Consider the following 13,765-nt stretch of genomic DNA (forward strand, 5'->3'; position numbering starts at 1 on the left):
GTGACAATTCGGACGCGGGGTGGAGCAGCTCGGTAGCTCGTCGGGCTCATAACCCGAAGGTCGTCGGTTCAAATCCGGCCCCCGCAACCAACTTTCTGTACGTTCCCTTCCTGCATTGCCAATCATTGAACAATCCTTCTTGATGCTCGTCACCATCTGGTGATTGCTGCTATTTCTGACGCTTTTTCAAGACCAAAACTGGTCGTATCAACCATTTGTTGGGTATCATCAGGTATCTCTTCATGGATGAGGCACGCGCCTGTGATCACTCCCTTCACCTATCTTCCTCCTGCTATTGAAAGCCGGGATGCCACGCTGGCCGAAGCCCTTGCCCAAGGTCTGCCGTTGCAACTGCTGCTGATCGCCGAAGAGCAGAAGGAGTCCTTGCTTTCGCTCCCCGCCCTTGCGGGTCTCCAGACCCAGCTTGCGCTGGGGAAAAAAGCGCCCTTTACCCTGATGCATGGCAATACCCTGTTGCAGGTGATGTTTGTGGCCGGCAGTGTGACGCGGGATCACCGCCTCTATAAACAGATCAGAGGCTGGATTGCTCCTCTTTCTGGGCTCAATGTGGAGCGCCTCGGGCTGCATCTGGAAGGTTTTTCCCCCTCCGAGCGAGTGATGCTGGCCGAAGTGATGTTGTCAGCCCTGCTTGCCGCCAATATTTCGTTGCCCACCAGCAAGCGCCGCAGTGAAAGCAGCTGGAGCTATCAGCAGATCAAGGTTTCACCTGCGGTGGTGCTGGACTTGGCACGCCTTTACAGCGAAGCGGGGGGCAACGGGCTGGCTCGCCATCTGGCGGTGTTGCCTGCCTCCGAGCTGACGGCCGCCAGCTATCGCGAGTTTGTCAGCAAGCTGGCGCAAGATGAGGGGTGGCTGTGCCATCACTATGATCAGGCGCAGCTGGCCGAGCTGGGGGCGGGGGCGTTTCTGGCCGTTGCTCGTGGCTCGGAAGACAATCAGGGAGCCATGGTCAAGCTCAGCTACTATCCACCCAAGCCGGTGCGCCGCATTGCACTGGTAGGCAAGGGAATTTGCCACGACTCTGGCGGTTACAACCTCAAGGTCTCCGGCAGCATGTATGGCATGCATCTGGACATGGGGGGCAGTGCGGTGGCGCTCGGCACCCTCTACGCCATCAGCCGAGCCCGGTTGCCTTACGAGGTGCACTGCTGGCTGGCCATTGCCGAGAACCATATCGGCCCTCACGCCTATCGCCCCGGTGAGGTGGTGACTTCCATCAATGGCATCTCCATCGAGGTGGTCGATACCGATGCCGAAGGGCGAATGGTACTGGCCGATACTCTGGCGATGGCGGTGCAGGATACCCCTGATCTGCTGCTCGATTACGCGACCCTGACCGGGGCCTGCAAACGGGCGCTGGGTAGCCGTTACAGCGGCGTTTTTACCAATCGCAGCGAATGGATGACATCGCTGGTCAATCTGGGTCAGCGCAGCGGCGAGCGGATCTGGCCCTTCCCGCTTGATGACGATTACGACGACAACATCGAAAGCGAGTGGGCCGATCTGTTGCAATGTGCGCCTGGCAGTTCGCCGGATCACATCGATGCGGCCCGTTTCCTCGCCCACTTCGTGCCCGAGCAGACCCCCTGGCTGCACTTTGACCTGAGCGGTTTTCGCAACAAGGGGGGCAATGGGGTGGTCTCCAGCGAAGTGACCGGCTTTGGCGTGCGTCTCACGCTGGATCTGCTGGCCAGCCCGCTTGGCAGAGTTGGTCGCCAAGCCTCTGAACAATCTGAATGATAACAAGGAGTTCTGTGAAACAACCAAGCTATGACTGGGTGCTGTTCGATTTGGATGAAACCCTGCTCGATTTTCCGGTCGCCTCTGCGCTGACGCACACCTTGCAGCTCTATGGCGTACAGGCTGATGACGCCAGCATGGCGCAGTACCACGCCCTCAACCACGGGCTCTGGCAGCAGTACAACGACGGCGAGATCGATGCAACGGCGTTGCAGCAGACCCGCTTCTCCCTCTTTGCCCAGCAGGTTGCCGCCGATCCCATGGCGATGAACAACACCTTTCTGGAGCAAATCATTGCCCTTAGCATGCCTCTCGAAGGGGTGGTCGAGACCCTGCAGCAGCTGCGCAGCAAGGTGCGGATGGGGATCATCACCAATGGTTTCAGCGTGCCTCAGCGGGGGCGGCTCGGCAAACTGGGCTGGAGCGAGTGGTTCGAGCCGCTGGTGATCTCCGATGAGATCCGGGTGACCAAGCCGGCGCCAGCTATTTTCCAGCACACCCTCTCCCTGATGGGGCAGCCGGATCCGGCCCGGGTGCTGATGGTGGGGGATAATCCGAAAACCGATATTGCCGGGGCGGCGGCGCAAGGGCTGGCAACCTGCTGGTACAACCCGGCGCGGCAAGCGGGCGAGTGCGATGCCACACACGAAATCCACCACTTCGCCCACCTTGCCGACATTGTGCTGGGACGCTGATAGCCAGGTTTAACCATCACGTTATCGGTGACCAAAACGTCCTGGCAAGTTGCAACCAGGGCTGTTTGAGACAGGATTGGGTTTGCTTGAGACTGCAAGGGGAGCAGATGCTCCCCTTACTTATGAGTGTTTTCCTGTGAATGCAGGGATCTGAACTGGTAGCGATCGAGGATCTGCTGATAGTCGGGGCTCTGTTTCAATTGATCGATAGCCTGATTGATCCGCTGCAGTTGCGCTTCTGTGGTGCTCTCTTTGCTCAGCATCAGGTGAACCGGTGTCTGTTCGATATGCAGCAGAATATACAGCTTGTCCTGCACGCCATCCTTACCCTGCCACTCCTGCAGTCCGTGGGGATCCAGAATAAACCCCTGGATCCGTCCCCCTTGCAACATCTTCAGCAGCTGATCCAGCCGCAGGCGCATCTGCAGACGGGGTTGCAGCTCGGGCCTTGCCATCAACTGGCGGAAGGTATTGCCGTAATCAAAGCCCTTGAGCACCCCGATATGAAAGTCAGGGGTGTTGATCAACTGCTCCAGGGTGGTGATCCCGCGCCAGCGATCGGCATCTTGCCGACGGATGACGATGGCCGTTTCTTCTTCCCGATAGGGGTGGCTGAAGCGGGCATATTGCTGCCGCTCGGCGGTGATATTGGCTGACATGGTCAGCTGAACCGTGCCGAATTTCAGCTCGTGCAGCACGCGAGCCCAGGGCATTTCACTGAATTTGGCCTGATAACCGGCCCGCAGGAAGATGGCGTTGAGCAGCTCCACATCCAGTCCGCGGAGCTGTTGCTGTTCATTGCGATAACTGAAGGGCTGCCAGTCGACCCAGCCCACGACCAATGACTCCTGTGCCGTAGCCTGGCAACACAAACACCATAACAACAAGAGTCTGTACACAACGCATACCCTCGAACAGGCTGATACGGTTGAGTATTGGACAGGAACGACGGAGTAACCAGTGCTGAGGGTTGAGCGGATGCACAGATGTGCATCCCTCACAGTTCGTGGGCGTGGAATCCCTTGCGATAACGGGTTTCACAGCGCGGGCAGCGTTGCAGGGTCGGATCCTGTTCCAGCTGTTCGATGGAAAGCGGCTCTTCACAATCGGAGCAGAGGCCATAGAGGCCGAGATCCATCTGGCAGAGTGCCGCATCGATCCGCTTGAGGCGGGCCACGCTCTGCTCTACCTTCGGCAGATCCAGCCGGCTGGTCAGTTCCACCAGTTGATCCTGCTCGCAGTGACCGACCTGTTCGGCCCACTCGTCACGGCGGCAGGCTTTGAGCTGACCGATCAGCGTTTCTCTTACTTGGGCCCAGTCTGACAGCAGGCGATTACGCCAGACAGTCAACTGTGCTTGCGTCATTTCACACACATTATCCCCCACAGGACAGACGACAGATTCGGGGCAGTATAGGGATCCGATAACTCTATCAAGATGATATGCGTCAAGTTAAACGTGGTTAGCCGTGGCTTTTGGCTGCTTGCAGCAGGGCATCGCGGATGGGAGCCGTCTCTTTGAGCACCCGGATCTCCTGAAACAGCAGGTCCGCTTCGGGATATTCCCGCTTGAGGTAGCTGAACCACTGTTTGATGCGGCTGGGGTAGTAGTCGGCTTTTTCGCTGGCCAGATCCTGCTCGGTATAGCTCACCATCAACTGCAGCACCTCGGCCCAGCTCATGTGCGGGCAGCCGGTTTTCATCACGTTGGCCAGATTGGGCAGGGAGATGGCGCCGCGCCCGACCATCAGGGCACCGCAACCCGAGACCCTGGCGCAGGCGAGGGCATCTTTGTGATCCCAAATTTCGCCGTTGGCGGTGACTGGGATGGGCAGGGCGCGGCGAATGGCGTCCACATATTCCCAGTGGGCGGGGGCCTTGTACCCTTCGCGCTTGGTGCGGGCATGAACGGCCAGCTCGTTGGCGCCCCCCTGGAAGACCGCCTGAGCGTTCTCCAGATAGAGTTCCTTGTCGTCGTAACCGAGGCGAATTTTGGCGCTCACCGGCAGATGGGCGGGCACCGCCTCGCGCACCGCCTTGACGATGCGATAGATGGTCTCGGGCTCTTTGAGCAGCACAGCTCCACCCTTGCTCTTGTTGACCGTAGGGGCGGGACAGCCGAAGTTGAGATCAACGCCGGGGGAGCCCAGCTTGATGGCGCGCACGGCGTTCTCGGCCAGCCACTCGGGGTGTTGCCCCAGCAGTTGCACCCGCACCGGGGTGCCTGCGCGGGTTTTGCCATCTTGCAGCAGTTCAGGGCAGAGGCGGTAGAACACCTTGGCGGGCAGCAGCTGATCGACGACCCGGATAAACTCGCTCACGCAGAGATCGTAATCATTGACGGAGGTGAGAACCTCCCGCATCAGGTGATCCAGTACCCCCTGCATGGGGGCCAAAATAACGCGCATAACGGCTTTCCGATGAGAGTGGCAAGAAAAAAGAGCGCAGATTGTAGTGGGGTTGCGGCCCGCTGTCAGCACCCGCTCAAACTCTGTTAGGCTAGAGGGAGATAAATCACGCAAGGAGAAGGAATGAAGCGTTGGTGTCTAATGGCGCTCGGGTGGCTGGCATTTGTCACCGGTATTGTGGGCATTGTGCTGCCCCTGTTACCGACTACCCCCTTCATGTTGCTGGCTGCCGCCCTGTTTGCCCGCTCATCGCCCCGTTTTCATCGCTGGCTGTTGACCCATCCCTGGTTTGGCCCGCCCATCGTGGATTGGCAGCAGTATCGCGGCATTCGTCGTCAGGCCAGACGGCGCGCCATTATCTTCATTTTGCTCACCTTTTCGGTGTCACTGGCGGTGGTGCCACTGCTGTGGGTCAAGGGGTTGCTGGTTATCATAATGGTGATCCTGCTCACCTGGTTAATGCGTCTGCCGGTGCTGGAGCCAGTTGCAATGGTGAAGTGAAGTCCCTAAGCTATTGCAGCAATAATGCTATGGAGTCGGCCTGTCATTTTTGCGTGACAGGCTTTTTTATTTCCCGCAGAAGGGAATTGAGAAAAAATGGCCACCCCTGGGTCAAAAAAATAAGCGGTCAACACATGAATCCGGAAACCCTGAAATTTATCGAAGCAAGCATCAAGACCATTCCCGACTATCCGAAGCCGGGCATTCTGTTTCGTGACATCACCAGCCTGATCGAGAACGCCGAGGCCTTCAAGGCCACCATCGATCTGCTGGCCAATCATTATCGTGATCAAGGGATCACCAAGATTGTTGGCACCGAAGCTCGCGGCTTCATCTTTGGCGCGCCGGTTGCCTATGCCATGGGGCTGGGCTTCGTACCGGTCCGCAAGCCGGGCAAGCTGCCGCGCGAAGTGATCGAGGAGTCCTATGCCCTCGAGTACGGCACCGACACCCTGCAACTGCACACCGATGCCATCGTGCCCGGTGACAAGGTGCTGGTCGTGGACGATCTGCTGGCGACCGGTGGTACCGTCGATGCGACCGTCAAGCTGATCCGCCGTGCCGGTGGTGAAGTTGCCGATGCGGCCTTCATCATCTCCCTGCCGTCTCTGGGTGGCGATGCCCGCCTGACTGCCGCTGGCATCAAGGTGGTCTCACTGGTCGAGCTGGCCGGCGAGTAATGCCCCTTCGGCCCGATCTTCTGCATCGGGCCTGCATTGAACCGGTGCCCGTGCGGGCATCGGTTTGAAAATCAAGCGATCCCTCCCGCTCTGACCGATAGCCGATACAGCCAGCCCGCCATTTGTGTTAGCATCCGGCCTCAATGCCCTGTCTTCCCTGCATGATGGATTTATGAGCTATCAGGTTCTGGCGCGTAAATGGCGCCCCCATACGTTTGAACAAGTGGTAGGCCAGCAACATGTGCTGACCGCCTTGACCAACGCCCTGGATCAGGGACGGCTGCATCACGCCTATCTGCTGAGCGGTACCCGCGGGGTCGGCAAGACCACCATCGCCCGTATTCTGGCCAAGAGCCTCAACTGCGAGCAGGGGATCAGCAGCCATCCGTGTGGCGTCTGCGATACCTGCCGCGAGATCGATCAGGGCAACTTTGTCGACCTGCTGGAGATTGACGCGGCGTCGCGAACCAAGGTGGAAGATACCCGCGAGCTGCTCGACAACGTGCAGTACCGTCCGGCCCGCGGCCGCTTCAAGGTCTACCTCATCGATGAAGTGCACATGTTGTCGCGCCACAGCTTCAACGCGCTGCTGAAAACCCTGGAAGAGCCGCCCCCTTATGTGAAGTTTCTGCTGGCCACCACGGATCCGCAGAAGTTGCCCATTACCATTCTCTCGCGCTGCCTGCAGTTTCATCTGAAGAGTCTGGATCAGACCCAGATCGCCAAGCAGCTCGAATGGGTGCTGGATCAGGAAGGGCAGCCCTTCGAGCCACGCGCCCTGCTGGCCTTGGCCAAAGCCGCCGACGGCAGTATGCGCGATGCACTAAGCCTGACCGATCAGGCGCTGGCCCACGGCAATGGCAGCGTGCGCCTCGAGAGTGTGCTGGCGATGCTGGGCACGCTCGATCATCGCCATCTGCACCAGCTGCTGGAAGCCATTTTGCGGCAAGATGCCCCCGCGACCATGGCCAAGATCACCGAGATCGCCACCCTGGGTCCCGATTTTGATCAGCTCCACGCCGAGCTGGAAGGCTTGCTCCATCGCATCGCCATGGCGCAGCTGCTGCCTGCCAGCGTGCAGGAGCAGGGGGCGGATGCCGATTCCCTGCTGCAACTGGCCAAGGCGATGAGCCCGGAAGAGGTGCAGCTCTGCTACCAGATCGTGCTGGGTGGCCGCAAAGATCTGCCCTGGGCCCCCGATGGCCGCACTGCGCTGGAGATGACCTGCCTGCGGATGCTCGCATTCTCCCCAAGGCGCGATGCCCTGCATCCGGCCAGCCTCACTGCATTGCCCCCGTCAATGACGAGCAGTGCGGCGAGCAGCGCCACTCCGGTAGCCTCCTTGCCGGGAAAGCGCCCGGCCGCTGAATCGGCCGCACTGGCACCGATCAGCGGCGCCGTGCCCGCGGTTGATGTCTCCCTGCCTGCGATGACGGATGACATCGGCAACCCCGCCGACAGCGAGGAGGAGGCGCAAGCCGCCGAGCTGTTCAGCCAGCAGGATGAACTGCTGCGCGAAGCCGCGGGCATGGGGTATCAACCCGAGCCCGCGTTGCCACGTGTGCAGCCCGATGTGTCTGAGCACTCAGCCGCACAGCCCGCAGATGCGGATGATCGAGCGCCTGCCGCAGCCGATACCGACTATTCCCATGGCGAGCCGCTGACTGCCAGCATCGAGCCCGCGCTCGAACCGACAACCGCGCCGGTTAGCGCACCTGAAGCTGTTCCAGCGGTGTCGAGCATGCAGAGCCTGCTTGGCAAGCGAAACATGCTGCGCAGCCGCCAGCGTGGTCAGGATGCCCCAGCGGCGCCCGCGCCGCGCGCAGTGCCGGTTGCGCCAGCTCGTCCTGTCGCGCCCGCTGCTGCACCGGTCGTCGCCCAACAGCCAGCCCCGATCAGTCAACCGACCGGGCAGGGGATCGCGGCGATGGGTCACTATGATGATCTGCCGCCAGTGGATCTCTATAACGACAGTTACGAGCCGCAGGGTGACAACGGGGAATACGAAGAGTACCTCAATCAGGGCTTTGCCGAGCAGACTCCGGTGATGAGCCACGCCCCTGTCACGGCTCCGGCCCAGCCAACCGATCTGCCCCCCTGGGATCTCGACGGGCAGCCGAGCTATCGACCCGGTGAGCGCAGCGCTGCGGCGCCAGCGGTGACGCCCACCCCAGCGACCCAGCCGCCCGTTGCCACCACGGCAGTGGCTGCTGCCCCTGTGACGCAGAGCGAACCCCCTCAGCCTGTGATGGAGACCATCGACTGGGATGAGCTCGAAAGCGACAGCGAGCCGCAAGAGGGAGAGGCGACTCGCCTTATCCCCTCCTCGCTACTCAATGGTTGCGGCGACCCTTGGGCCGAGCTGATTGCCCACACTCAGGTGGGTGGGCGGCTGCGCCAGCTGGCCATCAACTCGGTGATGACGCGAGAAGGGGACAAGGTACTGCTAACCCTCAAGCCCGAGCAGCGCCATCTGGTGAGCGACAAGGCGCGCGCCGATCTGGCCGAGATCATCGGGCCAGCGCTGGGGCAACCGGTGCAGGTCGAGGTGACGCTTGGTGTGGTGCCTGACCAGGAGACCCCCCTCGAGATCGAGCACCGCATTTATCTCGGGGTGCGCGAGCAGGTGACCCGGGATCTGGAGCAGGATCCCAACGTGCAGTTTTTAGTTCAGCGGTTTGGTGCCGTGCTTCATCACGAGAGCATCGAGCCCCTCAACCGCTAAATTCCGTGGCCGGGAGCTTGCTTCCGGTTGAAAAGCAGTTTGGCTGTCCCCATCTAGGACAGACAAGCCCACAGCCCGGCGCTGGATGCCGGATTTCAAGACGAGAGACGACATATGTTTGGTAAAGGTGGAATGGGGAACCTGATGAAACAGGCCCAACAGATGCAAGAGCGTATGCAGAAGGCGCAGGAGCAGCTGGCTCAGATGGAAGTGACCGGTGAAGCCGGTGCTGGCATGGTCAAGGTCACCATGACCGGTAGCCACAGCGTCCGTCGCATCGAGATCGACCCCTCCCTGATGGAAGATGACAAGGAGCTGCTGGAAGATCTGGTTGCCGCCGCTTGTAACGATGCCGTGCGTCGTGTGGAAGAGCAGAACAAGGCCAAGATGGGCGAGCTGACCGGTGGCATGCAACTGCCGCCAGGCTTCAAGATGCCCTTCTAAGGCGACTCTCCCCGCGCATTCTTGCTCCCTTGTCGCTGGCCATTCGGGTCACGGCAAGGGGGACGGCCGAGAGACCCAAAGACGCAGCGTTATTGCTCAGGCGATACGCTGCGTTTTTTTATGGGCGCCATGCTGGCGCGGGCGGGCTCTAACTATCCCTTCTGGGGAGAGGTTGCCACAGCGAAGGCCGATTACGCCATGAAACGCAGCGCCTTGTATAGGCGGCACTATTTGTCGATACCCGCTATCGGATATCCCGGTTTGGCGTGGCCGGGCGGGAGCGGCATAATGGCGGCTTGCCGTATTGAGGAGATTGTATGAAATATATCGGAGCCCACGTCAGTGCGGCCGGCGGGGTGGAGAATACCATCGCCCGCGCCCAGGCCATCGGGGCCAACGCGTTTGCCCTCTTTACCAAGAATCAACGTCAGTGGCAGGCCGCCCCCTTGTCGGATGCCACCATCCGCGCCTTCAAGGCGGCCTGTGACAAGGCCGGTTTTCTGCCGGAGCAGATCCTGCCCCACGATAGTTACCTCATCAATCTGGGCCACCCGGATCCCGATGGTCTGGCCAAATCCCGCGATGCGTTTCTCGACGAGATGAAGCGCTGCGAGAAGCTGGGGCTTTGCTATCTGAACTTCCACCCTGGTAGCCATCTCAAGCAAATTCCCGAATTGGCCAGCCTCAAGTTGGTGAGCGAGTCCATCAACTGGGCGCTGGAGCGCAGTGAAGGGGTGACGGCGGTGATCGAGAATACCGCCGGGCAGGGGACCAACCTCGGCTGGTCGTTCGAGCACCTTGCCACCATCATCGAAGGGGTGGAGGACAAGAGCCGTGTCGGGATCTGTTTCGATACCTGCCACGCCTTTGCCGCCGGCTACGATCTGCGCACCGCAGAGAGTTGCGCTGCCGTCTTTGCCGAGTTCGACCGTACGGTGGGTTTTCACTATCTCAAGGGGATGCATATCAACGGCGCCAAGTGTACCTTCGGCAGCCGGGTCGATCGTCATCACAGCTTGCGGGAGGGCAATCTGGGGGAGGCAGTATTCCACCACATCATGAATGATGATCGCTTCGATCGCATTCCGCTGATCCTCGAGACCATAGACGAGTCCATCTGGGGCGAGGAGATCAGCTGGTTGCGCAGTCTGGCGCAGTGATACCGAGCAAGCGAATCAAAGAGAGGGAGCCGTGGCTCCCTCTCTGCTTTTTCCATCATTGGCGGGCGGGCCTGTCAGCGGCGCTCCGAGCGCGCGTTACTCTGCGCGGCTCACCTCGGCATCCTTCACCTGAGCCCGGCAGAAGTGGATAAAGTGGCGCAGGGAGGTGGAGTGGTACTTCTGCTTGTGCCAGATAAGGGAGAGCTGGCGCGGGAAGCGGCGGGAGAGTGGCAGGGCGATCAGCCGCCCATCTGCCAGGCGATCCGAGGCTGCCAGCCGGGAGATAAAGGATATGCCAAGCCCCTTCTCCACCGCCAGCATCACCGCCTCCAGGGTGTTGAGTTCAAGCCCTGGTTGCCAGCGGGGCAGCTCGGGCTGGATCTGCTGGATAAACTGCTCGCGGCTGCCCGATTGCGCTTCACGCAATACCCAGGTCTCGCCCCCAAGTCGGGAGAGGGAGAGCTCCTTCTTGTTGGCAAGCGGGTGACCGGGTGGGGCCACCACCAGCATCTCGTCCTGCAGCCAGGGTTCGGCGAGCAGGTCGGGGTGGTGGTTCTCCCCCTCGATCAGCGCCATATCCAGCTCGAAGTTGGCCAGCGCATGACAGAGCAGGTGAGTGTTGTTGATGGTCACCTTGGGGGGGAGTCCCAGCTCCTGTTTGCTGTTGGCGAGCAGGGTGGGGAGCAGGTAGTTGCCGATGGTCTGGCTGGCACCAAGGCGCAGCTGGCCGCTCGGCTCGGCATCGGGGCTGAACAGGTTCTCGATATCCTGCATCCGGGTCAGCAGCTCTTCGGCGGCCGGTTGCAGCAGGCGCCCCTCGTTGTTGAGCTGCAATCTGGGGTGAATGCGGTCAAACAACGGGGTGGAGAGCTGGCGCTCCAGCTCCTGCAGCGACTGGGAGACAGCCCCCTTGCTCAGGCAGAGCTCGTTGGCGGCAAGGCCAAGGTTTCCATAGCGGGCAATGGTGGCGAACACTTTCAGCTGCTGCAGGGTCAGTTTCATCGTGTTTGGTTTTCCTGAATGATTGATTTAATTCATTTAGATATCGTAAACGATAAGGGGGCATTATCCTATCGCCATAGTCATCAATAGAAAGGTGTCATCATGATCGCAAGAACCCGTAAATCACTGGCTGCCGCCCCAACCCCCATGGCGGGTCTGGCGCTGGGCATCGCCAGCCTTGGTTGGTGTTGGGAAAATGCCGGTCACTTCGATGGCCGGATGCAACTGCTGGGCGCTGCCATTGCGGCCGTGCTGCTGGTGATCCTGACCTTCAAGTTTCTGCTTCACCCCCGCCTGCTGTTGCAGGATCTCGCTCACCCCGTGGTGGGCAGTGTGGTACCGACCTATGCCATGGGCACCATGGTGGTCTCCAAAGCGCTGGGTATGATTGCGCCGCAAGCGGGCGAGGCCCTCTGGCTGTTTGCCGTGGCGGTTCATCTGCTGTTCCTGGCCACCTTTATCTGGCATCGCGCCAAAGAGTTTGAAATCCACCACATGGTGCCGAGCTGGTTCGTGCCGCCGGTGGGGATCATCGTGGCTGACGTCGCCTTCCCGGGTGGTCAGTTTGCCCCGCTGGCCAACGGTCTGCTCTGGTTCGGGATCATCTGCTATGGCCTGATGCTGCCGCTGATGCTCTATCGCCTGATCTTCAGCCATGAAGTGCCGGATGCCGCCAAACCGACCATCGCCATTCTGGCGGCTCCTGCCAGCCTCTCTTTGGCCGGTTACCTGACCGTCAGCCAGGAGCCGTCACTGCTGCTGGTGGCCGTGCTGTTGGGGATTGCCATCCTGATGACCGGTATCATCTATCTGGCCTTCATCAAACTGCTGCGTCTGCCCTTTTCGCCGGGTTATGCCGCCTTCACCTTCCCGCTGGTGATCGGTGCCACAGCCCTGTTCAAAGTGGCTCATCTGGTTGAAGGGTTTGCGCAAGGGAGTCACTACGTCGAGCAGATCAGACTGCTGGCCCACTTCGAGCTGGGGGTGGCTACCGTGATCGTCGGGTATGTGGCACTGCGTTACCTGATGTTTTTTCTGCCGCAGCGTAATACTGAAATGAATAACGGCATGGCCAGCCAGGGTGCTCACCGATAAATCTTGATGATGTGACATCGGGAAATGGATAAGCAGTGCGCTCCGAGAGCGACGGGATAAACGACCAGTCATACGATGGATGGACAAAGAGCCTCCACCCTGGTTGTGTAACGAGCAAAATGCCCCGCAGTGCGGGGCATTTTTTTATGGTTTTTTGATGTGGCGCCCGTGGCGGGCTATTTGCCATGGATTTAACTGGTATTACCTGTCAGGACGACTACAATGCAGCACCACTTTTTCGCTCGACCCCAATACATGTCGTCCCAAGATCCCGTATTTGACTCCTCTTTTGAAGCCCGTTTTCTGCATCCCCGCTACTGGTTCAGCTGGCTGGCGCTCGGCGTGCTGATGTTGCTCGCCTTTGTGCCGGTGCGATTGCGCGACCGTTTGGCCGAAGCCTTGGCTCCGCTGGTGTTTCGTATCTCGAAAAAACAGATTTATATCGCCAGAACCAATCTGGAGATCTGCTTCCCGGACAAGAGCCCGGAAGAGCGGGATGCCATTGCACTGACCTCGATCCGGGTCGGCCTCAAGAGTCTGTTGGGATTTGGCGAGTTCACCATGCGCAGTCAGCGTTATCTGATGAGCCGGATGCAGGTGATCGGTTGGGAGCATATCGAGGCGGAGCGGACGGCCGGCCGTCCGGTGATCCTGGTGGTGCCCCATACCTGGCCGGTGGATGCCGCTGGTTACTGCTTTACCCAGCGCGGGGTGCCGATGTGCACCATGATGAAACGGGCGCGCAATCCGGTGTTTGATTGGCACCTCAACCGTGCACGAGCCAAGAACGGCTGCCGCGTCTATGAGCGCAGCGCCGGGATCAAGGCGGTGATCAGGACCATCAAGAGCGGTCGCAGCTTCTTCTATCTGCCGGATCAGGATCATGGCCGCGAGAAGAGCATCTTCGCCCCCTTCTTTGGCTATCCCAAAGCGACCCTGCCTGCCTTGCCCCGTCTGGTGCAGGTCAGTGGCGCCAAGGCGGTGCCGCTGCTCGCCTGCTATGACGAAGAGAACCACTGCTACCGGCTGGAGATTGAGGCACCGTTCGACAACTATCCCACCGAGGATGTGATGGCCGATACCTGTCGCATGAACGACATGGTGCAACAGCAGCTGATGCGCCATCCGGGTCAATACATGTGGTTCCTCAAGATCTTCGATACCCGTGAAGATCAGGAGGGGCTGGATGGCCTCTACGAAGAGGGGATACGCCGGATCCGCAAGGGATTGTCGCCCCACGGCTGACCCAGAATTTGGATTGATTGAAATGGCCCCATGTGGGCCATTTTTTATG

Annotated in this window: 13 protein-coding genes and 1 tRNA gene; 10 read left to right on the forward strand and 4 right to left on the reverse strand. The window is 60.0% G+C overall.

Going from position 1 to position 13,765, the window contains the following annotated elements:
* The first annotated feature begins 13 nt into the window (after nucleotides 1-13).
* From AB5Y82_RS02360 to yjjG, 3 genes are all read left to right on the forward strand, one after another.
* Nucleotides 14-90, forward strand: a tRNA-Met gene (locus tag AB5Y82_RS02360).
* A 171-nt stretch (nucleotides 91-261) separates the two neighbouring features.
* Nucleotides 262-1,761, forward strand: a complete 1,500-nt coding sequence (locus AB5Y82_RS02365) for a leucyl aminopeptidase family protein (RefSeq protein ID WP_368173607.1) — start codon at nucleotides 262-264, stop codon at nucleotides 1,759-1,761.
* A gap of 14 nt (nucleotides 1,762-1,775) precedes the next feature.
* Complete coding sequence (yjjG, locus tag AB5Y82_RS02370) at nucleotides 1,776-2,456, forward strand: pyrimidine 5'-nucleotidase (protein WP_368173605.1); 681 nt, start codon at nucleotides 1,776-1,778, stop codon at nucleotides 2,454-2,456.
* A 116-nt stretch (nucleotides 2,457-2,572) separates the two neighbouring features.
* Here the strand turns inward: yjjG and AB5Y82_RS02375 are convergent, their stop codons facing one another.
* The 3 genes from AB5Y82_RS02375 to dusC form a co-directional block, all read right to left on the reverse strand.
* Nucleotides 2,573-3,292, reverse strand: coding sequence for an ABC transporter substrate-binding protein (locus tag AB5Y82_RS02375; RefSeq protein WP_111900112.1), 720 nt, complete (start codon nucleotides 3,290-3,292; stop codon nucleotides 2,573-2,575).
* A 161-nt stretch (nucleotides 3,293-3,453) separates the two neighbouring features.
* Nucleotides 3,454-3,822: a hypothetical protein gene (locus AB5Y82_RS02380; RefSeq protein ID WP_005333451.1), complete on the reverse strand. Its 369-nt coding sequence runs from the start codon at nucleotides 3,820-3,822 to the stop codon at nucleotides 3,454-3,456.
* 97 nt (nucleotides 3,823-3,919) lie between these two features.
* The gene (dusC, locus tag AB5Y82_RS02385) at nucleotides 3,920-4,864 is read right to left on the reverse strand and encodes a tRNA dihydrouridine(16) synthase DusC (RefSeq protein ID WP_111900113.1); all 945 of its coding nucleotides are present in this window, start codon (nucleotides 4,862-4,864) and stop codon (nucleotides 3,920-3,922) included.
* A gap of 123 nt (nucleotides 4,865-4,987) precedes the next feature.
* Between dusC and AB5Y82_RS02390 the strand changes: the two genes are divergently transcribed.
* The 5 genes from AB5Y82_RS02390 (at nucleotide 4,988) to nfo (ending at nucleotide 10,374) form a co-directional block, all read left to right on the forward strand.
* A complete protein-coding gene (locus tag AB5Y82_RS02390; protein ID WP_111900114.1) occupies nucleotides 4,988-5,365 on the forward strand; it encodes a YbaN family protein in 378 nt (125 codons plus the stop codon).
* 134 nt (nucleotides 5,366-5,499) lie between these two features.
* The gene (gene apt / locus AB5Y82_RS02395) at nucleotides 5,500-6,045 is read left to right on the forward strand and encodes an adenine phosphoribosyltransferase (RefSeq protein ID WP_005352403.1); all 546 of its coding nucleotides are present in this window, start codon (nucleotides 5,500-5,502) and stop codon (nucleotides 6,043-6,045) included.
* A 172-nt stretch (nucleotides 6,046-6,217) separates the two neighbouring features.
* A complete protein-coding gene (gene dnaX / locus AB5Y82_RS02400; RefSeq protein WP_201902063.1) occupies nucleotides 6,218-8,770 on the forward strand; it encodes a DNA polymerase III subunit gamma/tau in 2,553 nt (850 codons plus the stop codon).
* Between the two features lie 114 nt (nucleotides 8,771-8,884).
* Nucleotides 8,885-9,214 carry a YbaB/EbfC family nucleoid-associated protein gene (locus tag AB5Y82_RS02405; protein ID WP_005333445.1) on the forward strand — a complete coding sequence of 110 codons (330 nt, stop codon included), beginning with the start codon at nucleotides 8,885-8,887 and terminating at the stop codon, nucleotides 9,212-9,214.
* Nucleotides 9,215-9,531: 317 nt separating this feature from the next.
* Nucleotides 9,532-10,374, forward strand: a complete 843-nt coding sequence (gene nfo / locus AB5Y82_RS02410) for a deoxyribonuclease IV (RefSeq protein ID WP_159143795.1) — start codon at nucleotides 9,532-9,534, stop codon at nucleotides 10,372-10,374.
* Nucleotides 10,375-10,470: 96 nt separating this feature from the next.
* On the opposite strand, the gene AB5Y82_RS02415 is transcribed toward nfo, so the two are convergent.
* Nucleotides 10,471-11,376, reverse strand: a complete 906-nt coding sequence (locus tag AB5Y82_RS02415) for a LysR substrate-binding domain-containing protein (RefSeq protein ID WP_069555788.1) — start codon at nucleotides 11,374-11,376, stop codon at nucleotides 10,471-10,473.
* Nucleotides 11,377-11,478: 102 nt separating this feature from the next.
* Between AB5Y82_RS02415 and AB5Y82_RS02420 the strand changes: the two genes are divergently transcribed.
* Together AB5Y82_RS02420 and lpxM are read left to right on the forward strand one after the other, a co-directional pair.
* On the forward strand, nucleotides 11,479-12,471 hold the full coding sequence (locus tag AB5Y82_RS02420; RefSeq protein ID WP_111900117.1) for a TDT family transporter: 993 nt from the start codon (nucleotides 11,479-11,481) through the stop codon (nucleotides 12,469-12,471).
* A gap of 255 nt (nucleotides 12,472-12,726) precedes the next feature.
* The gene (gene lpxM / locus AB5Y82_RS02425) at nucleotides 12,727-13,716 is read left to right on the forward strand and encodes a lauroyl-Kdo(2)-lipid IV(A) myristoyltransferase (RefSeq protein WP_139399234.1); all 990 of its coding nucleotides are present in this window, start codon (nucleotides 12,727-12,729) and stop codon (nucleotides 13,714-13,716) included.
* Nucleotides 13,717-13,765 lie beyond the last annotated feature (49 nt).

The sequence above is a fragment of the Aeromonas sp. s13 genome, assembly GCF_040907905.1.
GTDB lineage: Bacteria > Pseudomonadota > Gammaproteobacteria > Enterobacterales > Aeromonadaceae > Aeromonas > Aeromonas veronii.

Bases quoted from the DNA above. Each gene is read 5' to 3' on its own strand.
- AB5Y82_RS02380 (WP_005333451.1), bottom strand. From the start codon at position 3,822: ATGACGCAAGCACAGTTGACTGTCTGGCGTAATCGCCTGCTGTCAGAC.
- dusC (WP_111900113.1), bottom strand. From the start codon at position 4,864: ATGCGCGTTATTTTGGCCCCCATGCAGGGGGTACTGGATCACCTGATG.
- AB5Y82_RS02390 (WP_111900114.1), top strand. From the start codon at position 4,988: ATGAAGCGTTGGTGTCTAATGGCGCTCGGGTGGCTGGCATTTGTCACC.
- apt (WP_005352403.1), top strand. From the start codon at position 5,500: ATGAATCCGGAAACCCTGAAATTTATCGAAGCAAGCATCAAGACCATT.
- dnaX (WP_201902063.1), top strand. From the start codon at position 6,218: ATGAGCTATCAGGTTCTGGCGCGTAAATGGCGCCCCCATACGTTTGAA.
- AB5Y82_RS02405 (WP_005333445.1), top strand. From the start codon at position 8,885: ATGTTTGGTAAAGGTGGAATGGGGAACCTGATGAAACAGGCCCAACAG.
- nfo (WP_159143795.1), top strand. From the start codon at position 9,532: ATGAAATATATCGGAGCCCACGTCAGTGCGGCCGGCGGGGTGGAGAAT.
- AB5Y82_RS02415 (WP_069555788.1), bottom strand. From the start codon at position 11,376: ATGAAACTGACCCTGCAGCAGCTGAAAGTGTTCGCCACCATTGCCCGC.
- AB5Y82_RS02420 (WP_111900117.1), top strand. From the start codon at position 11,479: ATGATCGCAAGAACCCGTAAATCACTGGCTGCCGCCCCAACCCCCATG.
- lpxM (WP_139399234.1), top strand. From the start codon at position 12,727: ATGTCGTCCCAAGATCCCGTATTTGACTCCTCTTTTGAAGCCCGTTTT.